The sequence below is a fragment of the Niallia sp. FSL M8-0099 genome (assembly GCF_038006945.1).
Classification (GTDB): Bacteria; Bacillota; Bacilli; order Bacillales; family Cytobacillaceae; genus Niallia; species Niallia circulans.
Genome location: NZ_JBBOWF010000002.1, coordinates 419335 through 440967 on the forward strand (window position 1 = coordinate 419335; position 21633 = coordinate 440967).

Sequence of the window (21633 nt, forward strand, 5' to 3'; positions counted from 1 at the left end):
ATCACTGATTGTAGCATACAAAATAATAGTTGCCTGCGCAACTAACTTATTTTAAAATAAAGCAATAATAGTTGCTCATGCAACTAAATAAATGAGGTGATTATTTGCATACTTCTGTAACTGAAAATAAAAACGAAGGTCATCAGCGCCGATGGCTCATTTTTATTGTTTTAAATATATTCACATTTATGGGGACGCTCGATGCGAGTATTGTCAATATTGCGCTTCCGACTATATCTAAACAATTAAGTCTTGCTTTTGCTAACTCTCAATGGATTGTGATTAGTTATTTACTAACCATTTGTACCGTTATCCTTTTTTTCGGAAAACTGGGAGACATATTTGGGAAAATCAAAGTTTTTAAATGGGGATCTGTTCTGTTTATTATTGGTTCTTTTCTTTGTGGCTTGAGTGGTTCGCTTGCTTTTTTAGTCTTTTCTCGAATTATCCAAGCAATTGGTTCAGCTATGACGATGGCAAATAGCCAAGGGATTGTGACAGAAATTTTTCCAGTTAAAGAAAGAGGAAAAGCCCTAGGACTTATTGGTACCTTTGTCTCTCTAGGAAGTATTACTGGACCAAGCTTAGGAGGAATTATTATTTCAAGTTTAGGATGGGAATACATATTCTGGATTAACCTCCCCATTGGCGTTATTGCTATATCACTAGCATGGAAGACCCTGCCTAAGGATATAACACTAACTAAGACAAAAATCGATGTAGCAGGAAGTTTATTATTCAGCATTGCGATTATTCTCCTTATCGGCGGCTTACTGCTTGGTCAGCAATATGGCTACAACAACTGGATGATTATTGCTTCTATCCTAATCGGTTTGATTACATTCATCAGTTTTGTCATGGTGGAATATCGAAGAGAAAGCCCAATGTTAGAGCTCTCGATTTTTAAAAATCCACTTTTTTCTATTAGTATTTTTTGTGCATTTATCGTTTTTATTGCGAACTTCTGCTTTAATATCCTATCACCATTTTACACACAGGACATTCTTGGGATGTCTGCATTACATTCAGGATATATTCTGATGCTCTTTCCGATTACGATGGCCATTGTGGCTCCAATAAGCGGCTCGTTATCGGACAAAATTAGCGGTCAGGCCATTACTTTTGCTGGATTATTAGTAATGATTGCTGCTCAAATTGGACTAACATTCCTTCATGAAGGAAGTTCTATAACTCACCTTGCCTTGTGGATTATTATGCTTGGTGCGAGTTCGGGTCTCTTCCAATCCCCTAACAATTCGCTAATTATGTCAACCGTAGAGCGAAAGCAGTTAGGAATAGCTGGAAGCATTAATTCACTTGTTCGAAACTTAGGAATGGTTGTTGGTATTTCTCTTGCTACAAGCATCTTATTCTCTGTGATGAGCATGAAAGCAGGATACCGAGTAACTGCCCTGATTCCTGGTAGACCTGATATTTTTCTAAGCGGTATGCATGTCGTATTTCTTGTATCCAGCAGCCTTTGTTTCATTGGTTTGCTTCTCACCGGCTGGAGATATGCTGCATCGCACAAAGCGGATGAAAAAAAAGTTCGAAACGCTTCTTAATCGATAACTTGTTAAGAAAGCTCCTTGATTTTCATCAAGGAGCTTTTTCATTAACTAGCTATTAATCAGAATCCATACCGGTATAAATTAAAATAGCTTCGCGTAAAAACGCTGTCGTCCCTACTTGCACCTTATCATAATATGCCGTAAATCGTTCATCAGCAATATACATATCAGCAAGTCCTGCATGTGCCTCTTTCTTGTATTCTGGCCAATTGAAGGTTAGCCATTGGCGATGTAAATCAGCAGCATTCTGAGCAGCTTTCCCAGCAGGATTACCTTCTTTTAGCGCTTCTTTAAGAGTGGAAAAAAGCTTATTTTCTATCTCTATCATATTGCGGTAATCCTCTTCAGACATATTCATTAGTTTCGCATTAGATTGGTCGATAATTTTTTCGCCATACTTTTCTCGCAGTTCTTTCCCATACTTTGCTTCATTATCAGAAATCAGCTTATTCTTAAAGCCCTCGAACTTTTCTTTATCAGACATTGTCATACTCCCTTCTAATGTTTTCATCGTTTTCTCAACATTTTCAATCAATTGTATTAACTGTTTATGCTTTGCCAGAAGTTTTTCGTGATGCTCCTTTAACGCTTCTTTGACGTCAAAAGAAGGAGAAGCCATCATTTTTTTTATTGTTTCTAATGGAACATCTAATTCGCGGTAAAAAAGAATTTGCTGTAACCTATCTACTTCATTTGGTCCATAAATCCGATATCCTGATGAATTGATTCTCGCCGGCTTGAGAAGATCAATTTCATCATAATAGCGTAATGTTCGTGTGCTTACTCCAGCTAACTTTCCTAATGACTGTACGGTATATTCCATCTTTTCATCTCCTGACTATTCCATCATAAAAGATTAACGTAACGTTAATGCAAATTGTTTTTTTCATACTTGAACAAAAAAGCAGTTATCACATCGAAGGATAACTACTTTTTTGATTAAAGACAATCAATCTCTCATTTAATTAGTTAAGGAAAAAGATTTCGTCATTCCACCTTGTTTGTATCCAATGATATAAAAACAGACTAAATGAATTTTCCCTATAGTGTTGAGCCACCAATTTATCTTTTTAAATTTACAGTTGTTACTTCAAATTTGTCATAGCGGTGACGGGAAAAGGAATACTCAAATGGAACGCCATTGTTTAAATATCCTACATGCTCTACTTCTAGAATTGGATCATTTAATTCACATTCCAGATGTTCATGGTCCAATTCTGTTGATTTACATGCTCTTATTTTTCGATGGGAACCAGCTATGGTTAACCCTAATGTTTTGGTAATATGCTCATAAACCGATCCATATAACACTGCATCATTTAATCCCGAAATAACTGTCGTTGGCATATAAGTAATTTCTAAAACATATGGTTCACTTTTTACAGATCTTAATCGGATTAAATAATATACAGGTGTTTTAATATCTATCGCTAAGTGGGCTGCAACCTCCTCGGAAGGAAAATGGACTTCAAATTTAATAATTTTGCTTTCAATCTTTTCGCCATCCAATAGCTTGGAAAGTCCAGTTATTTCATTTGTTAACACATTTACTCTGCTAGCATGCAAAGCGGATTGAACTATAAAGGTTCCATGCCCTCTTTTTCGATAGAGCAGCCCTTCCATCACTAGTTTGTCCAATGCTCTTTTCATTGTCATTCTACTGCAAGAAAACTCTTTAGATAATGATATTTCATCCGGTATTGGATGATCCAATGGGTAATAATTTTCTTTAATTCGACGTTTTACTTCGACTGCAATTGCTTCATACTTGTTCATACACGAGCCACCTTAATTAAGAAGAAATAATTCTAAATATGTTATTTGTTATTTTAATTATAAACATTTATCTTTAAAAGTCTATACTTTAAAAACCAACCCTTAGTATATCTATTTATAGTATAGTACATTTTCTTATAAATCGTATACTTTTTTAAAAACGCTTTCAAAAAAATAACAAAGAGAGATAGCCATCTCTCATGCGACTATCCCTTGCTCTTTTTTATTTATTCTTATCGAATATTGGTTATTTCTTCGGAATTTCGCAGCCTTCATCTGTACAAATAGCACCTTCTGCATCAGTTCCTGAAAGATCTTGAAATTTAGGGGCTGGATGGTCTTCCTGCCACACTTGTTCAAGCACACGTTTGAAAGTCTCTGTAGGCTGCGCACCAGAAACAGAGTATTTTTGATTGATTACAAAGAATGGGACACCAGTTACGCCGATTTGGCTAGCAAGCGCTTCGTCTATTCGGACATCATTAGCAAAGCTTGTGGAATCAGCCAATACTTGTCTTAGTGCTTCCTCTTCCAACCCTACTGATTTCCCTATTTCCACCAAAGTATCTGGATCACTTATTAGTTTTCCTTCTGTAAAGTAGGCATGCAATAACTGCTCGGTTAGCTCTTTATCTTTTCCAACCGTTTTCGCATACTTTGTTAGTCGATGGGCATCAAATGTATTGGTAGGTTTCATATTATCAAAATCATATTTCAAGCCTGTGCTTGCAGCTTGACTTCCTACATTGTTATTAGCATTTTTTGCTTCTTCAATACTCATTCTGTATTTACCAGCAAGTACTTCATGAATACTTTTACCACTGTAAACTTCAGCATTTGGATCTAATTCAAAGCTCTTAAATTCTACTTCCACTTGATCTTTATAAGGAAATTGCTCTAAGGCAATCTCTAAACGGCGTTTTCCTATATAACAAAATGGACACACAAAGTCTGACCATACTTCAATTTTCATCATTTCACCTTCTTCATAATGATCCTATAATCCTATCACACCAACAGAAATATTACTTCTATTTTGCTTTAGGTAATGCTGCCCATCTCTTACTAATAGAAAAACCCCTGTTACAGGAGTCCTTCTGGTTATCTTGTTTATTTATATATTTTCACGCGATCCTCTAATGGTTTGAATTCTTTTTCTCCTGGTTCTGCTATTGGCTTGCCGAATGGTATTTGGGCAACAAGCTTCCAAGAAGAGGGTATCGACCATTCTCCTTGTACTGCCTCATCAATAAGTGGATTGTAGTGTTGTAAAGAAGCTCCGAATCCCACTTCCTCCAGAGCAGTCCAAATGACTAATTGATGCATAGCATTTGTTTGATTAGCCCAAACAGGAAAATTCTCAGCATATAGGGCAAATTGTTTTTGTAGTCCTTCTATCACTTCCTGATCTTCGAAGAACAAAATCGTTCCATATCCTGCTTTAAAAGAATTTATTTTTTCTTTTGTAGAAGAGAAATTCTCAGCAGGAACAATTTTTTCTAACTCACTTGCTGTCATATCCCATAGTTTATCATGCTGTTCCTGTAATAAAACCACTACTCTTGAACTTTGAGAATTAAAAGAAGAAGGCGTATGTAGCACAGCTTCATTTACTATTTCTTGGATTTTTTCATCCGACACAACAGCTTCTTTGCTTATACCATAATAGGAACGACGATTTTTTATTGCTTCTAAAAATGCACTCATTTTTTCCTCCAGTAAAAAATTTTTTCTTCTATAATATTACCCATTTGTCTTATTCTTAAAATGACTTCTAAAAAATTTTACAAGGCTTTATCTCTTCGATATTTCTCAAAAAAGAGAGTAATCTTTAAAAGGCTTACTCTCTGTACTGCATTATCCACGAATGGTTTTTAATGCAGTGCTCCAAGCGACTACTTGGTCAAGCATCGCATTCATATTTTCTAAATGTAGAGGTGCTGGTTTAAAGGTTGTAAAGTTCTCAAAATCTGTAAATAGTGAAAGGGTAGGATGAACGCGAACATCTGCAATATGTAATTCGCCCAGAATTCCTCTTAAGTGTTCTGCTGCACGTGCACCACCTGTGGATCCATAACTTACGATTCCTGCTGCTTTATTATTCCATGCTTCTCTTGCAGAATCTAATGCATTTTTTAATGCGCCAGAAATACTGTGATTATATTCCGCTACAACAAATACGAAGCCATCCAGGCTTGCTAACTTTTCATTCCATGCTGCAACATTCTCTTGTCCTTCAGCTGCACCTAAAAATGGTAAGTTAAATTCGGCAATATCAACGATTTCATATTCGGCATCGCCACGCTTGTCAGCAATTTCCTTTACCCATGCCCCAACTTGTGGACTTACTCTTCCTTGACGAGTGCTGCCTAAGATAATTCCAATTTTCATCATCCAACCTCCAAATTTTTAAAATATTATTACATTTTTTATCCTAATACTGAGATTATTTAATTGCAAGCAAAAACACTTACTATTATTCAAAACGTTATTAAAAGTAACTAACTTGTACTTATGTTATTTAAGAGTTCTAACAAACGTCCTTGACTATTTCCCCCAAATTTGTAATTCCCTTTATAATCTTTTCTTCTGACATATAAGAATAATTTATTCGGCAATGATTTTTCTCTTGCTTATTAGGGAAAAAACTCTCTCCAGGAACATAGGCAACCTTAGCGATTGGTAAACTGTGTTCCTGCATGAGTATTTTTGTATCGATATGCTGTGGAAAAGTAAGCCATGTAAACAATCCTCCCTGTGGATTTGTATAGGTAATACTATTAGGAAAAGTATCGCGTAAGGTTTGGAACATTACTTCTTTTTTCTGTTTATACGTTTCACGAATATGGGCAATATGTTCATCTAAATCATACATGTCCATAAATCGGTTCACTACATACATATTTAAGGTAGAATTTTGTGTATCTGAAGCCATTTTTAATAGGCTTAGTTTTTCTGCTAAATCACGATTAGCAATTAACCAACCTAGGCGGAGACCTGGACTAAGAATTTTTGAGAAGCTGCCAATATGAATCACTCTTCCCTCTGTATCAAAACTTTTAATCGCAGGCAAATCCTTCCCTTCATAACGTATTTCCCGATATGGACTATCCTCTACGATAACCACATTATATTTATTGGCTAAGCTTACTAGGGCCTTTCTTCTCTCTAAGCTCATTGTCACACCTGTAGGATTCTGAAATTCAGGAACCGTATAGATAAGCTTGGCATTGGGATGCTTCTGTAATGCCGCTTCAAGCTCGTCCATACGCATCCCATTTTCATCCATCGAAACACCTACATATTCCGGTTCATATGGGTTAAACGCAGCAAGTGCTCCTAGAAAAGTCGGATTCTCTGTAATTATGATATCTCCTCTATCGATAAATGCTTTAGCTGTAAGGTCTAAACCTTGCTGACCTCCTTGAATAATAAAAAGATTATCAACACTACAGCTTATCCCAATCGTTTTTACTCGACTTACAAGCTTTTCTCTTAATGACATTAGCCCCTCTGTCCCTGTGTATTGAAGCGCTAACTTTCCTTCTTCCTGCAAAACCTGATCATACACCTTCCTTAATTTTTCAATAGGAAAAATTTCCGGGTCTGGATATCCGCCCCCAAATGAAATAATAGCTGGATCTCCCCCTAATCTTAATAATTCGCGGATAGCTGATGGCTTTACTCTTTCTATTCGATTAGCAAATTTATATTTCATTTTGTCCTCCTTATGTCTATTCCCCTCTTTTTATTGTAGGCGGAATTTTCAGTATATTTATTCATTATATGGTAATGTTTCAATCTTGGAAATATTATTTTTTAAGATATGAGTGGATAATGGCAAAATAAAAGCTATTCTCTTCCATAGAGAATAGCCCAGCTTGTCGACAAAAAGATATTGGAGAAGTAAAAATGCATTTTCATGCGTTGCTTGGAGTGGAGGGGGTGAGACTCCCTCGAGGAAAGTTGATATACCAACGTTTACAGCGTTATTTTTTTAGTCCAATATTTTTTTAGGAAAACTCTTTGAATCATATTTTAACTAACTATTCCATTAATTATAATATTTGGTAAGTAAGTGGACGCGACGCTAGAGCCAATAGGGATTTATTGACAAATATACACTATTAGATGCATCCGGTATCTCTACTCTTCTTATGAGGACGTACCCTCCCATGTCTCTTAGCGTCGCGCGCTTACATTCCTTCGTTTGGTCTCATCATAAGGCAGAGGCTGGCATCATGCTCCTGTATGGACTCTAAGTCGTAAGTCTCTCTAAAAGCCAGCTTTCCTGTCATCTTTTTGAATATAACCGTCTTATAGATTTTTATTTGGGTTGGAGGATAGAGAGATCTTGTCTCATTCGCTCCTTATCAAACAGTACTTCTTGCTGACAAAGTCCATGAAAAATCTTTAACATTTTATTACATAGAACGACTAATGCTTCTTTCTTCTTCAAAGGGTTTTCTTTTCTAGAGATATAATACTGATATAAATCATAAAAGGTTTCATTATTTCTAATCAAAGGCAAGACAGCACGATAGAGAAGGGCTCGCAGCTTTCTTCTCCCTCTTTTGGAGATTCGCTTTTGTCCAATCATCTTTCCAGAAGAGTTCTCTCGTAAGGTTAATCCCGCTAATTTAATAAGTTGGCGTGGATGTTTATAATGCTTGAGAGAACCCACTTCTGCTAGTAAATCTATAACGGTAGTTTCCCCAATGCCAGGGATTGATAATAAATAATGATATTCCGCTTGTTGCTCTGCTAGTGTCTTTAAACTTTCATTTACCTGTTCTAATTGCTTTGTCAGAAGTTCGTATTGAGTAATTAAAGAGTAAATTTCTATACGAGCCATATTGGAGCCTTCTGTTAATCCAATAGATTGTACCGCCACTCTCTTTAGTTGTGCTATTTTAGGTCTTGCTGGATACTTTAGTTTTTCCTTTTCCAAGTATAAAAGGACTAACTCCTCGATTTCTTTTTCCATTAAGTCTACTGGTAAAGGGGTATGTTTTAATATGGCACATGCATTCAGCCCTAAATCTTTAAATGCTACTTTAAATTCAGGAAAGTAACGATCCGTCCAGCGAATGATACGATTCTTCACTTTCGAAATGTCCTTTTTCAGATTCCACCGAATAGAGGAACCTTCTCTAAGCTCTGCTTCTATTCCTTCTATTTGACGAGGATCACTAAAGTATCCATTGGTTATTAGTTTAGCAATGACTCTCGCATCCTTCTTATCATTCTTCGTTTGTAAGTTATCATCCAACTCCTTGGAACGATTCACATGTAGAGGATTGACCATGACAAAACGAATATCATTTTGGGTAAGAAAAGCAGCTAAATTCATCCAATAGTGCCCAGTAGGCTCGAATCCAATCAATAAATCATCCTTTTGATGAATTGCCTTTAGATTTTGAAGCTTGAGATAAAATTGATGAAAACCATGATGAGACTGGTGGATAGAAAAAGAGGTACTTAACTCAACCCCTCGATCGTCCACCGCACATGCATAGTGTGTATTTTTAGCAATGTCAATTCCAATGATTAAAGTGGAAGTAGACACTTGATTTAAACGGTGATTACGGGTATTATTCATAATAGATTCTCCTTCTGACGCTGTGTTGATTGGTCTCAATATAAGCATCATAAAGGAGGATCTTTTTTTGTGCAATACCACAGAAACTAATCCCACAGGAATGCTCCTGTGGGATTAGCGAGACAGTCTGAGACCCTGCAGCTGTAAGCCGAAGCGGCTCAGCGCGAGCCCCACGGAAAGCGAACCCCCGGAGCGGAAAGTAACGTCTAAATTCAAAGAGATTAATAAATATACTTTACTCAAACTTCTATTTCCAAAATACAGGAGTTTGTCTACAGTCTGAGCTATTCTCTTCCATAGAGAATAGCCTTTTAAAGAAAAATTATATTTTGGTTGGAGTGATTTTTTTTATCCTTTTTTCCATCGTTACCGCTTTGACGGACAGCCCATTAGGATTAGGAGCTGTCTCTTCTTTTGTGATGACAAATCCTATTTTTTCGTATAATTGGATATTTTTTAGGACATTCGCTCTTACTTTACACACTACTTTCTGCTTGCCATTTTGGATGGCATATTCTTCTATCCAAGCTAGCAGTTTTTTAGCTATTCCTTTCCCTCTTGCTGACGGAATGACAGAAAGTCTGGAAAAATAGAGAGAATCATCTTGAAGCTGCAGACGAGAAGAACCAAGGGGAACATCATCTATCCAACATATGATTGCTTGCTCTGTTCCATTTTTAAGAGCATAAAGGAATTTGTCAGCTGGTTCCGTTAGCGCACTAGAAGGTACCTCGCTATAACGGTAATCTTCAAATGCTTCTAGCATTAGTCTATGAACAATCGGAGCATCTTCTTCTGTCACAAGCCTTATCCGCTCTTTTCGCTTCCTATCTATTAAGATACCCTTTAAGGAAGAAATACTGCCTGCAATAAATGTTGCCTTTACTTTGTTCAGCTCGTCATAGGACCCATAGCCGTAAGTAACACCGATTGAATCTATTCCTGCATTGTTCGCTCCAATAATATCATGTTCCCGATCTCCTATCATCACAAACTCTTCAGGCTTATACGCAGGATACAATTCTAATATGTATTGAATTATTTCTGTTTTCGATGATCTAGTGCCATCCAGATTACTTCCAATTATGTGGGTAAAGTACGTTTCTATTTGAAAATACTTCAAAATCTTTTCTGCGAATATAGTTGGTTTTGAAGTTGCCACAATCATAATACAGCCTTTTGCTCTTAAGCTTTCAAGTAATGGAATAATTTCAGGATATAGTTCATTTTCATACATTCCTAACTGCGTAAACCTCTCTCTATAATAGGAAATCGCTTGATCCGTTATTTCTTGATTATAACCATAATATTCCATAAATGATTCTTGTAGAGGTGGTCCAATAAATCTTTCTAGTTTACGTAAATCAGATTCTTTCTTTCCAAGCTTTTGTAGTGCATATTGAATAGATTTTGTTATTCCTTCTTTAGGATCTGAAATCGTACCATCTAAGTCAAATAATATTATTTGATAATTCCCCATTAAGACACCTCTTTTTCTATACTAAAAAACTCAAAATTCTCAATCTTCTCATCCTTTTGCCCTATTATAACGAATGGTTCCCCTCGCCTCAATAGAAATTTTGCCATACAAAAAAATATGATTGTTTATTTCAATTCCTTCTTAACCACTATGAATAGTCAATTATTTGTTGTATAATAAAAGAAAGCTTCGGCAAACTTAATAATTATTATTCTAGTGCACTCAAATTCACTTATTAATAGGAGGAAGTAAAATGGTTTACTATGATAAATCGAAAACCGTTAAAAATATATTGATCCAAAAGATTGTTTGCAATAGCGGTCTCTCCTCTGAAATGCTACAAACTCTCTCTATTCCTGAATTAAAAGAAACATTAAACAAAGTTTACCCCAGCACACATCCACATAATGGCTGCGGTTCTCTTAAATGGAAAAAAGTACGATAATTTCACATACAACCAAAAGGAGAGTGGGACATAACAAAATAATTATTGGAGAAAGACGAACAATCTCTAAATTAGTAGGGAAACCAATTCGTTCCATTACGCTACAGACACTCTATGCGCCAGTGAGCAAACTAAGCCTGTGGGGTCTTAGGCTTTGCTCTACTTCCCGCAGGAGTTGAGTGTCCTCCGCTCCATTTCACTCCGTTTTTAAAGATTATTTAGTTCTAGCATTTTTTTCAAAAGAAAATAAAATGGAGCAGACTGAATACACTGCGCTCGGAAAGCGCAGTGTATTCAGTCTGCGGCGATTACCACAAACCTTCTTTCTTAAAATAAATAAAAAACCCAAACAATTATACGATTTTTTTTAGTGTACACATATAATTGTTCGGGATTAAATTTAATTGAAATACTTATGTCTTAGTATGTTTTTATATGGAGAAATCTTCTGGAATAAATACTTTTAATTGATTGGGCTTCACGTAAACCTGGTCTTTTAAATGAATAGAAAGTGACCGATACATTTCTTTTGTAATTTCTGCTTCTAAAAATTCATCTGAATCCTCTCTCTTTAATTCTAAATGGACAATCGGACCGACTATATGAATATGATGAATCGAGGCTAAAATTGAATCATCTCCTTGTTCTTCTTTACTTATATGAATATCATGGGGACGAACATATCCTATTGCTTGCTTGTTATGTTCATGCTTCCACTCTGGAACAGAAAAACTACTCTTTCCTTGAATAAGCTTTCCAGCTTCAAGTCTGCCATAGAATAAGTTTACATTGCCGAGAAAGTCATATACAAACGGACTATTTGGGTGTTCATACACTTCTTCCGGTGAACCAATTTGCTCTATTTTCCCTTCATTCATAACAACTATTCGATCAGCGACGTCCAGTGCCTCTTCTTGGTCATGGGTAACAAACACACTTGTAATATGAAACTCATCATGTAGCCGCCTTAACCACCGTCTTAAGTCCTTTCTAACCTTTGCATCTAACGCACCGAACGGCTCATCCAGCAATAGCACCTTAGGCTCCACTGCCAATGCCCGTGCTAAGGCGACTCGTTGCTTTTGGCCTCCAGATAATTGGGAAGGATAGCGGTTTTTTAATTCTTCCAGTTTCACTAATTGTAATAATTCATTTACCTTTGATTCGATATCATGCTTTGCAGGTCGGTCTTTTCTTGGTTTTACCTTTAGTCCATAAGCAATATTATCAAAAACAGTCATATGGCGAAAAAGAGCATAATGCTGAAAGACAAACCCAACATTTCTCTCCTTTGTGCTTATTTCCGTCATATTATTTTCTCCAAAGTAAATGACTCCTTGATCCGCGGTCTCCAATCCAGCAATAATTCTTAATAGAGAGGTTTTTCCGGATCCTGAAGGACCTAGTAAGGCAACTAATTCCCCTGAATTAATTTCTAAATGTATATCCTTTAATGCTTGGAAAGAACCAAATGCTTTGGAAACATCTTTTATTAAAATACTCATCCCTATTTCCTCCTCTCATATGACTAATTATTCATAAGCTGTTTTTTTGGTCTTCCACTCTAGTAAGCTTTTAATAATTAAAGTGATAATGGCTAATATAGACATAAGGGTTGCGACTGCGAATGCAGCGGCAAAACGATACTCCCCATACAAGATTTCTATATGCAGAGGCATGGTATTTGTCAATCCACGAATATGGCCTGAGACAACAGACACAGCTCCAAATTCTCCGATTGCTCTTGCATTACATAGAATAACTCCATATAATAATCCCCACTTTATATTCGGCAATGTTACATACCAAAACGTTTTCCAGCCTCCTGCCCCGAGTGTCAGTGATGCCTCTTCTTCTGAAGTTCCTTGTGCTTGCATTAAGGGAATTAATTCTCTTGCAACAAAAGGTAAGGTAACAAAAACAGTTGCAAGGACAATACCTGGAACAGCAAAGATAATTTTTATATTATGGGATAAAAGCCATTCCCCAAACAAACCATGGGTACTAAAAAGCAGCACGAATACCAATCCAGCTATTACTGGCGATACGGCGAAAGGTAGATCAATTAATGTAATGAATAGATTCTTTCCTTTAAAATGGAACTTTGATACAGCCCACGCTGCAGCAACTCCGAAAATCGCATTTAACGGTACTGCAATCACTGCTACCAATAAAGTAAGCTTTATTGCAGCTAAAGCATCAGGTTCAGTAATTGCTGCAAGATATAGCTTAGCCCCTTGATCAAATGCTTGAATAAAAATAGTCGCTAAAGGTAGTAACAAAAACAAGGCCAAGAATAAAAGTGCAGCACTAATGAGTACCCAACGCAGCCATTTTGGCTCTGAAGTATTTGATGTAGTTTGAATTGGTGTGGATACTTGCTGTAATCGCACATTTCCTGCCATATTTCACTCCTCCTTTCTTAATTTGGCGTCATATTTCGATTTGTCCACCACTGTAATAGATTTATGCAGAAAAGCAAAATAAAGGAGATAAATAACATGACAGATGCAATCGCAGTGGCACCCGCATAGTCATACTGCTCCAGTTTCGTAATTATTAATAATGGCGTAATTTCTGTTTTCATCGGCATATTTCCCGCGATAAAAACAACAGAGCCATATTCTCCTAACGATCGTGCAAATGCCAGCGTAAATCCTGCAAGAATTGCCGGCAGCAGCTCTGGAATTATTACTTTAATAAATGTCTGGAGCCGTGATGCGCCAAGGCTTGCTGATGCCTCTTCTATCTCCTTATCTAAATTTTGCAAAACTGGCTGAACCATCCGAACGACAAAAGGCAATCCAATAAAGGTTAAGGCAATAGTTATCCCAATAGGCGTAAAGGCAACCTTAAACCCAAGGAGACTGCCTATCCATCCATTTGGAGCATAAAGTGTTGTCAGTGCAATCCCTGCCACAGCAGTTGGAAGTGCAAAAGGCAAATCAACTAATCCATCCACCATTCTCTTGCCTGGAAAGGGATAGCGAACTAATACCCATGCAAGCAGCACACCAAATACTACATTTATTAAAGCAGCCGTAAAAGAAGCTCCAAAGCTTAATTTATAGGAGGCAACTACCCTTGGATCTAGGACCGTATCCCAAAACCTCTCCCAGCCCATTTTGGTTGTATTAAAGAAAATCATCGTTAATGGCAAAATGACCAATATACTTAGATAGAGCATAGTATATCCCAAGGACAAACCAAAGCCAGGAAGAGCATTATTCATTTTAATCCTTCTTTTTTGTTTTTTTCCGTTCCTCATTTCTTCACCTCTTTAGCTTGTAAATTAAATTGTTTTACACAAATTCATCATCATTCCCATATAACTGTATTAAAGGGAATGATGATGTAAAAATATGTTTCTCATAAAAATGCCCTTTTTCTCGTTCACTTAATTAGAAGGTATATAGATTTGATCAAATGTCCCACCATCACTAAAATGTTTTTCTTGTGCCTTTGTCCAGCCGCCGAAATCATCATCAATCGTAACTAATTCTATCTCTTCGAATTGATCTGCATATTTTTTTAACACTTCTGGATTCCTTGGACGATAATAATTTTTTGCAGCAATTTCCTGTCCTTCCTCACTATACAGAAACTGAAGGTACTCTTTGGCAACTTCTGTTGTTCCCTTTTTCTCTGTAATTCCTTCGACAACCGCTACTGGCGGCTCCGCTAAAATACTAAGAGATGGACTAACAATTTCGAACTTTTCTTTTCCTAACTCATCAATTGCTAAATACGCTTCATTTTCCCATGCTATTAAAACATCACCTATTCCTCTTTGAACAAATGTGTTCGTAGAATCTCGCGCTCCTGAATCAAGAACTTCTACATTTTGAAATAGTGCTTTAATAAATGCTTTGATTTTCTCTTCATCGCCATTAAACTGTTTGGCAGCATAAGCCCATGCAGCTAGATAATTCCACCTTGCTCCACCGGAGGTTTTAGGATTAGGTGTAACAACAGAGACATCAGCTTTAATTAAATCATCCCAATCCATAATATTCTTGGGATTTCCCTTTCTGACAAGAAACACAATAGTTGACGTATAAGGTGTAGAATTACTTTCAAACTTTGTTTGCCAATCTTCTGGAATAGCTCCTCTTTCCTTTACAATCGCATCAATATCACCTGCTAATGCTAGTGTAACTACATCAGCTTCGATACCATCAATTACTGCTCGAGCTTGCTTTCCAGATCCGCCATGAGATTGTTGTATCGCTACATCCTGGCCGGTTTTTTCTTTCCAATGTCTTGTGAATGCTTTGTTATATTCTTGGTAAAGTTCTCTCGTGGGATCATAGGAAACATTCAATAGTTCTATCTTAGAAGCATTAGTATTTTCTCCACTACTTTTTTCGCCACTGCATCCAGAGAGTACTAGTGATGCAGCTAAGAGAATGGTAAACATCTTAACAAATGATTTGACCTGTTTTTTCATAAAATAACTCCCCCTCTTTTGCAATAAAAAAGGCTGTTACCCTCTTTATTTAAGGTAACAGCCTTCAGTTTATCTGATCAGCATTCTTCCAATTGGAATATTAAATATTTTCAATAAATTTATTATTATTAATTTATACTCATTTCTCTTATAAGTCAACTAGGAATTATATTTTTCTTAGTGTATTATTTATCTAACTCTCTTCCTTATTTAACTAGTTATCTTTCCATGGAAAAACTCTATAATAGAATTATTATTTAATAAAGAGGTGCATAATTGGAAAATAAAAAAATCTGTTTCTTGAAGGGAAAGAAAAATTACATGTTTTCTTCTTTTATACAGGCATGCGAAACTATATGGAAGAAGTCCTGCGCTTTATTTATGCTGGTATCGAAGCAAGAGAATATGTAATCCTTATCGACAATGATCGAAATTGCAAAAGGATATTCGAATAATTAAAATACAAACTTACATCTTCGCAATTGAAACAGATCCATTATGTAAATAGCTTAGATTTTTATTTTTCAAGTGGAAGTTATCATCCACCAGCTATTACAGATTATTTTAATAAAATGGTTCAGCCTTATCTAGATCAAAGTATTCCCTTTCGATGTAGAATGGGCAACGATGGAAGAGCCTTTTCATTTAATCGGAAATTTTGAGAAAATAGTTAATAACGCTGCCAACCACGTTTCCTTTCCATTAATTTGTGCTTATGGAGAATGGAAAGTGCCAAGTGTCTTAGAAACTACCTTGCACGAGACTCATCCTTATATTTTAAAAGATGATAAGCTTATTTCATCAAAAAAATACATAACAGATACACCCTTTTATGAAAAAGACGACAATTGAACTTGATTGATACGTAATTAATCGTTTAAAGGAGTAGGAGCAATCACAGTCTTTAATAATTGCTCCTACTCCTTCCCATATATCTCCATTCCTCACTGCCTCCTTTTGCTTCTATTAAACCTCAAATCTGATCTCTATAATTTCCATTAGATTAAAAAAAGCTCGCATAATTTTTTTTACATATTTCACCACGAAATCCTTTACTCTACTAATATGTTAAATTATTTTATTGACAACTTCTTTTTTGGTATGGTAAATTTTATACATTAGTTTATCACTCTAATATATTATCGAACTAAAGGATTTTAGTTTTATAGATTTTTTGTACTGAAAACATAATTTATAAAGGTGGCTTTCACAACATGAAACGTTTAGCAATTAATTTAGTTATTTTGGCATCTGTATTTTTCATTTTTACGGCATGTTCCAACAATTCTAAAGATAATAAGGAAGATACATTAGTCATTGGTATTGATGATAAATTCGCTCCAATGGGGTTTAGGGATGACAATAATGAAATTGTCGGCTTCGATATTGATTATGCAAAAGCTGCAGCTAAAAAAATGAATATGTCAGTTGAATTTCAACCAATTGATTGGAAAACAAAGGAATCAGAATTAAGCAGCGGCCGGATTGACTTAATTTGGAATGGCTATACTATTACAGATGAACGAAAAGAAAAAGTTCTTTTCACAAAGCCTTATCTAAAAAATGCACAAGTTGTCGTAACATTAGCGGACTCAAAAATAACCAAATTAGATGATTTAGAAGGAAAAGTTGTTGGTCTCCAATCTCTTTCTTCTGCATCCGATGCATTAAATGGTAGTCCTATTAAATCAAAAATTAAGGAAGTTACCGAGTTTTCCGATAACGTATTAGCATTAAATGATCTGAAATCTGGTCGTTTAGATGCAGTTGTCATAGATGAAATTGTTATTGATTACTATATGACAAAAGAACAAGATTCCTTTAAAATCCTTGATGAATCACTTGCCCCAGAAGAATACGGAATTGGGGTTAAAAAAGGGAACGAAGCATTATTAGAGAAGCTTCAAAAAGCACTTGATGAGATGAATGAAGATGGCACAGCCGCTGAAGTTTCCGAAAAATGGTTTGGTGAAAATAAAGTATTAAAGTAACATCGCAAATGAATCATAAACAAAACAGGATTTCTTTCCGAAACCCTGTTTTGTTTTGTTGGAGGAATAGAAATGGAAATTGATTATATTATATCGATACTAAAACCAATGTTGGAAGGGGCCAAAGCAACCGTTCTTTTATTTCTTATTGCTATTGTAGTGTCCATTCCATTAGGTTTCCTATTAACACTCGCAATCCGATCTACCATCAAGCCAATTGCATGGCTGGCAAGCTGTTATGTTTACATCATGCGCGGTACCCCGCTCTTACTGCAATTATTGTTTATATGCTTTGGGTTACCAATGATTCCAGGAATAGGAGAATATTTAGTCCTAGATCGTTTTGTCGCTGCCTCTTTAGGATTTATTTTGAATTATGCAGCCTATTTTGCCGAAATTTTCCGCGGAGGTCTGCTTGCAATTGATAAAGGTCAGTATGAAGCTTCTCAAGTGCTTGGTTTAAGTAAATGGCAAACAACCACACGGGTTGTTTTACCACAAATGTTTCGAATTGCCCTTCCTGCTGTGGCAAATGAATCTGTCACATTAGTGAAGGATACAGCCTTGCTGTATGCTGTTGCTGTACCCGAGTTACTGCACTTTGCCCAAACGGCGGTAAACCGAGATTTTACGATTATGCCCTTTTTTATTGCTGGGATTATTTATCTTATCATGACCCTGCTATTAACAGCATTATTTAAATGGCTGGAGCGCAGATTTAAATTTGAATAAGAAGGACGGATACTTATGGCAATCATTGAAATAGAGAATATAAAAAAATCATACGATAAGGTCGAAGTATTGAAGGGGATAACCTTTGATGTCGATAACAATGATGTTGTGGCTGTTATTGGTCCCTCTGGTTCTGGTAAAAGCACAATGCTCCGTTGTCTTGTCGATTTAGAAAAAATCGATGGAGGAACGATTCGTGTTTCTGGAGACGAGTTAGTGAAAGATGGAATATATGCTCCGCAGCAAAAAGTCAAACAAATTACTGCAAGAATGGGAATGGTTTTTCAGCATTTTAATCTATTTCCACATCTTACTGTAATAGACAATATTCAGCTTGCACCAAAATTAGTGAAGAAAGAATCTGCTTCTTCCCTTCAAGAAAGAAGTATGACAATCCTCGAAAAAATTGGTCTATCTAATTTTGCTAATGTCTATCCTGCCAAACTATCTGGAGGACAAAAGCAACGTGTGGCAATTGCTCGAGCATTAATGATGGAACCAGAAATTCTACTGTTTGATGAACCTACCTCCGCTTTAGATCCCGAACTAACAGGGGAAGTCTTAGCAGTGATGAAAGGTTTAGCAAAAGAAAAAATGACCATGATTGTCGTCACACACGAAATGGGATTTGCCAAGGAAGTGGCAAACAAAGTGGTTTTCATGGACAATGGAGTAATCGAAGAATCAGGTCCACCAGAAAGTCTATTCTCAATCCCCAAATCTGCCCGTACAAAAGCATTTCTTAGTGGGAAATTGAAATAATAATAAATCGAAAGAGCTTGAGATTTCAAGTTCTTTTTTTGTAGGAGAGATTGTTGTAAGAAATGATTGTTATTATAACAGACCTATAATTCCTATTAAAAATGAAATAATCGGATGCCCTTAAAATGACTTTGTGTAGAGAATCATGTTGTTATAATTAATATAATATATTTCATTCCTTTTTTTAGTTATATGGTAAAACTTGACTGCAGACTCTGTCTGATCCAGGGTATATGCAGTCTTCTTTTATAGTAAAGAATTGTATCATTGGCCTCTATGAAATACGTGCAACTATCTTAATAAGTTATATATCTTGCAGAGATACTAGCTGATTTTATCATAAATAGATTATTGTTTATAGCAGTCTGATGTAGTTAACGTATATATATAGTACAGGCATCGATAAAAGATAAATGAAGGAGCGTGAAATTATGATTCATAGTTCAGTATCTTGGAGGTGCGATAAGTGACTGATTTTGCATCAATATTTACCATTGCTTCATTCCTAACTACGATGATTTTGATCTTTTGGCGTCCTAAGGGAATGAACGAAGCAACTGCAGCAACCATTGGTGCCGTGTTAATCTTAATTAGTGGAAGTGTAACATTTTCTGATCTAGCAGATATTGGCTCAAAGGTTACTGAGGCAGCTATAACTATCATTGCTACAATGGTTATGGCATTAACAATGGAAAGCATTGGTTTTTTCCATTGGGCTGCTACCCGATTATTAAAAGCCGCAAAGGGATCTGGAAAAAAACTCTTTTGGCTGACTAACCTTCTTTGCTTTCTTATGACACTATTTCTCAATAACGATGGAAGTATCATAATAACTACACCTGTTCTACTGATGCTGTTTAGAAAAATTGGTATGAAGCAAAAGGAAAAATTTCCTTATTTAATTAGTGGAGCACTTATTGCAACTGCTTCTAGTGTTCCTATAGGTGTAAGTAATATTGTTAATTTAATCTCTTTAAAAATAATTGGTTTGGATCTTTATATGCAAACTGCTATGATGTTTGTCCCAGGAATAATTGGTTTAGCATTCCTCTATTTTATGTTGCTGGGAGTATTTTATCGACAACTGCCTAAAAAAATACCACTTGTTACCAAGAATATAGATTATAGACATATCTCTTCCTTGCATCCATTACTTTCAGATCCAAATACAGAAGAAACAAAGCGACAAACAAAACTAATGGTTGGTGTATTTGTGTTCATTTTTATGGTAAGAATTCTTCTATTTGTAGCCTCTTATTATCATATCCCCATCTCCATTGTTGCCGTAACTAGTTCTCTTCTTCTGTTAAGCTGGCGATGGATTTACTTGAAAGTAACTCCAAATGATATGTTGAAAAAAACACCTTGGGATATTTTTCTCTTTGCTTATTCTATGTATATTGTTGTCTATGGACTCCATAACATTGGACTAACAGGTTTCTTAGTTCAATTGGTTGAACCAACCATGGGGGAGCATTTGTTTAAAGGAAGTATAACAATGGGATTACTCTTGTCTGTAATGTCGAATATATTTAATAATCATCCCGCCTTAATGATTGGAACATTTACATTAACTGAAATGAATTTAGAGCCTGTCGTTCTAAAGACTTTATATTTAGCAAATATCATTGGAAGCGATATAGGATCATTGTTGATTCCCTCTGGAACATTAGCTACTTTGATTTGGATGCACATCTTAAAGCGGAATAAAGTAAATATATCTTGGGGGCAATATCTTAAAGTTACCATTCTTGTAATTCCAGCAACTGTATTGTTTACACTAGCCCTTCTTTATATGTGGATAGAACTATTTTTTTACTAATAGAATGCTTCTTTGAGATTGTACTTGAAAACATAGCGCTCTATCCAAAAGCACTTAAAAAAGAATATAACTAAAGGCATTAACTTTTTGATAAAGATTTAATGCCTTTTAACCAGATATAATATCTTACTTTAATGATATGTTATGGCAAATGAACAGATTTTATATGGGAAAGTTTCCAGAAAACTATATTTGCCTCTGCATTAACTAGTTCCACAATATTGTTTGAAATGTTTTGTATTAAACCAACCTTATTTGGATTCTCACCTAAATCAAAAACAAGCAAATGGCCGATATATTTTTTCAATTGCTCTTCAAAAGTACGAGCTAGTGGAATAGTAGAAGGAACAACAGGTAAATCGGTATTGCTTAGTGTGTAAGGGGTTAGATTTGTACTATATGGTATAAGCCACTTTATGTGCTGCATAGATAGAAAAACGGTTTTAAACACAGGAGAGTAAAATACGATATAGTCATTTAAAACACTAGTGATATAACCGTGTATAGACCTATTTCCTGTAACACATAGTTCAATAAATTGACCTTTTGCATTCATTAATATTTTTCGAAAAGATATTGGTTCTGACTCCTCCAGAAATGGCATTTCAGAATAAGGCTTCTCAAGTGAATCCTCTGAATTATTTCTTTTTTTTATATTATGAAGGTGTAGTAATGGGATATACATGTATTTCCGCCCATTGTACAGCACTAGAATGTCTAAACCATTATCTATTAAAATACCAGAGAAATAAGCTTTTCCGGAAATCTCGATATCAACTTCTTCGTCAATTAAATCCTTGAAATTATTCATTGATTTAGCTCCTTTACATTGTGCTCATATCAGAGAGTACCTATTATCTTAATCACTATTAGTACTCTTTTTTTTAAAGATAACCAAATGCATTCTGGAATTGTCTTGGATAGCGATGATTGGAATCCTTCAAACGGTTTGAGGATTTTCTAATTTTCAGCCGGATTGATAAGAGCGAAAAACTAAGATAA

The 21633-nt window shown here is 35.7% G+C and carries 20 protein-coding genes; 7 read left to right on the top strand and 13 right to left on the bottom strand.

Annotated elements, in window-relative coordinates; all coding sequences use genetic code 11:
- Positions 1-104 precede the first annotated feature (104 nt).
- Positions 105-1565, top strand: a complete 1461-nt coding sequence (locus tag NSQ92_RS17000) for an MFS transporter (RefSeq protein WP_047942335.1) — start codon at positions 105-107, stop codon at positions 1563-1565.
- A 61-nt stretch (positions 1566-1626) separates the two neighbouring features.
- On the opposite strand, the gene NSQ92_RS17005 is transcribed toward NSQ92_RS17000, so the two are convergent.
- The 8 genes from NSQ92_RS17005 to NSQ92_RS17040 form a co-directional block, all read right to left on the bottom strand.
- On the bottom strand, positions 1627-2394 hold the full coding sequence (locus NSQ92_RS17005) for a MerR family transcriptional regulator (RefSeq protein ID WP_061799149.1): 768 nt from the start codon (positions 2392-2394) through the stop codon (positions 1627-1629).
- A 239-nt stretch (positions 2395-2633) separates the two neighbouring features.
- Positions 2634-3347: a GntR family transcriptional regulator gene (locus tag NSQ92_RS17010; RefSeq protein ID WP_047942337.1), complete on the bottom strand. Its 714-nt coding sequence runs from the start codon at positions 3345-3347 to the stop codon at positions 2634-2636.
- Positions 3348-3594: 247 nt separating this feature from the next.
- A complete protein-coding gene (locus NSQ92_RS17015) occupies positions 3595-4320 on the bottom strand; it encodes a DsbA family oxidoreductase (RefSeq protein WP_047942338.1) in 726 nt (241 codons plus the stop codon).
- A 137-nt stretch (positions 4321-4457) separates the two neighbouring features.
- A complete protein-coding gene (locus NSQ92_RS17020) occupies positions 4458-5054 on the bottom strand; it encodes a nitroreductase family protein (protein ID WP_341152975.1) in 597 nt (198 codons plus the stop codon).
- Between the two features lie 150 nt (positions 5055-5204).
- On the bottom strand, positions 5205-5738 hold the full coding sequence (locus NSQ92_RS17025) for an NADPH-dependent FMN reductase (protein WP_095258633.1): 534 nt from the start codon (positions 5736-5738) through the stop codon (positions 5205-5207).
- 139 nt (positions 5739-5877) lie between these two features.
- Positions 5878-7065, bottom strand: a complete 1188-nt coding sequence (locus NSQ92_RS17030) for an aminotransferase-like domain-containing protein (RefSeq protein WP_341152976.1) — start codon at positions 7063-7065, stop codon at positions 5878-5880.
- Positions 7066-7674: 609 nt separating this feature from the next.
- On the bottom strand, positions 7675-8949 hold the full coding sequence (locus NSQ92_RS17035; RefSeq protein ID WP_047945042.1) for an IS110 family transposase: 1275 nt from the start codon (positions 8947-8949) through the stop codon (positions 7675-7677).
- Between the two features lie 322 nt (positions 8950-9271).
- Positions 9272-10429: a GNAT family N-acetyltransferase gene (locus NSQ92_RS17040; protein ID WP_144546328.1), complete on the bottom strand. Its 1158-nt coding sequence runs from the start codon at positions 10427-10429 to the stop codon at positions 9272-9274.
- A gap of 253 nt (positions 10430-10682) precedes the next feature.
- Between NSQ92_RS17040 and NSQ92_RS17045 the strand changes: the two genes are divergently transcribed.
- On the top strand, positions 10683-10874 hold the full coding sequence (locus NSQ92_RS17045) for a hypothetical protein (RefSeq protein ID WP_144546326.1): 192 nt from the start codon (positions 10683-10685) through the stop codon (positions 10872-10874).
- Positions 10875-11305: 431 nt separating this feature from the next.
- Here the strand turns inward: NSQ92_RS17045 and NSQ92_RS17050 are convergent, their stop codons facing one another.
- From NSQ92_RS17050 to NSQ92_RS17065, 4 genes are all read right to left on the bottom strand, one after another.
- Positions 11306-12379, bottom strand: coding sequence for a sulfate/molybdate ABC transporter ATP-binding protein (locus tag NSQ92_RS17050; RefSeq protein WP_144546324.1), 1074 nt, complete (start codon positions 12377-12379; stop codon positions 11306-11308).
- Between the two features lie 27 nt (positions 12380-12406).
- Positions 12407-13279, bottom strand: coding sequence for a sulfate ABC transporter permease subunit CysW (cysW, locus tag NSQ92_RS17055; RefSeq protein WP_341152977.1), 873 nt, complete (start codon positions 13277-13279; stop codon positions 12407-12409).
- Positions 13280-13296: 17 nt separating this feature from the next.
- Positions 13297-14142: a sulfate ABC transporter permease subunit CysT gene (cysT, locus tag NSQ92_RS17060; RefSeq protein WP_095322135.1), complete on the bottom strand. Its 846-nt coding sequence runs from the start codon at positions 14140-14142 to the stop codon at positions 13297-13299.
- Between the two features lie 129 nt (positions 14143-14271).
- Positions 14272-15324: a sulfate ABC transporter substrate-binding protein gene (locus NSQ92_RS17065; RefSeq protein WP_144546320.1), complete on the bottom strand. Its 1053-nt coding sequence runs from the start codon at positions 15322-15324 to the stop codon at positions 14272-14274.
- 627 nt (positions 15325-15951) lie between these two features.
- On the opposite strand from NSQ92_RS17065, the gene NSQ92_RS17070 reads away from it, so the two are divergent.
- From NSQ92_RS17070 to NSQ92_RS17090, 5 genes are all read left to right on the top strand, one after another.
- Complete coding sequence (locus NSQ92_RS17070; protein ID WP_251688454.1) at positions 15952-16176, top strand: hypothetical protein; 225 nt, start codon at positions 15952-15954, stop codon at positions 16174-16176.
- 362 nt (positions 16177-16538) lie between these two features.
- The gene (locus NSQ92_RS17075; RefSeq protein ID WP_061799168.1) at positions 16539-17315 is read left to right on the top strand and encodes an amino acid ABC transporter substrate-binding protein; all 777 of its coding nucleotides are present in this window, start codon (positions 16539-16541) and stop codon (positions 17313-17315) included.
- Between the two features lie 72 nt (positions 17316-17387).
- Positions 17388-18047 (top strand): amino acid ABC transporter permease, encoded by a 660-nt coding sequence (locus NSQ92_RS17080; RefSeq protein ID WP_047943804.1) that lies wholly within the window; start codon positions 17388-17390, stop codon positions 18045-18047.
- A gap of 15 nt (positions 18048-18062) precedes the next feature.
- The gene (locus tag NSQ92_RS17085; RefSeq protein ID WP_047943803.1) at positions 18063-18809 is read left to right on the top strand and encodes an amino acid ABC transporter ATP-binding protein; all 747 of its coding nucleotides are present in this window, start codon (positions 18063-18065) and stop codon (positions 18807-18809) included.
- Positions 18810-19302: 493 nt separating this feature from the next.
- Complete coding sequence (locus NSQ92_RS17090) at positions 19303-20631, top strand: arsenic transporter (RefSeq protein WP_144546336.1); 1329 nt, start codon at positions 19303-19305, stop codon at positions 20629-20631.
- Positions 20632-20773: 142 nt separating this feature from the next.
- Here NSQ92_RS17090 and NSQ92_RS17095 read toward each other — a convergent pair whose 3' ends face one another.
- Positions 20774-21442, bottom strand: coding sequence for a hypothetical protein (locus NSQ92_RS17095; RefSeq protein ID WP_047943802.1), 669 nt, complete (start codon positions 21440-21442; stop codon positions 20774-20776).
- Positions 21443-21633: the final 191 nt, after the last annotated feature.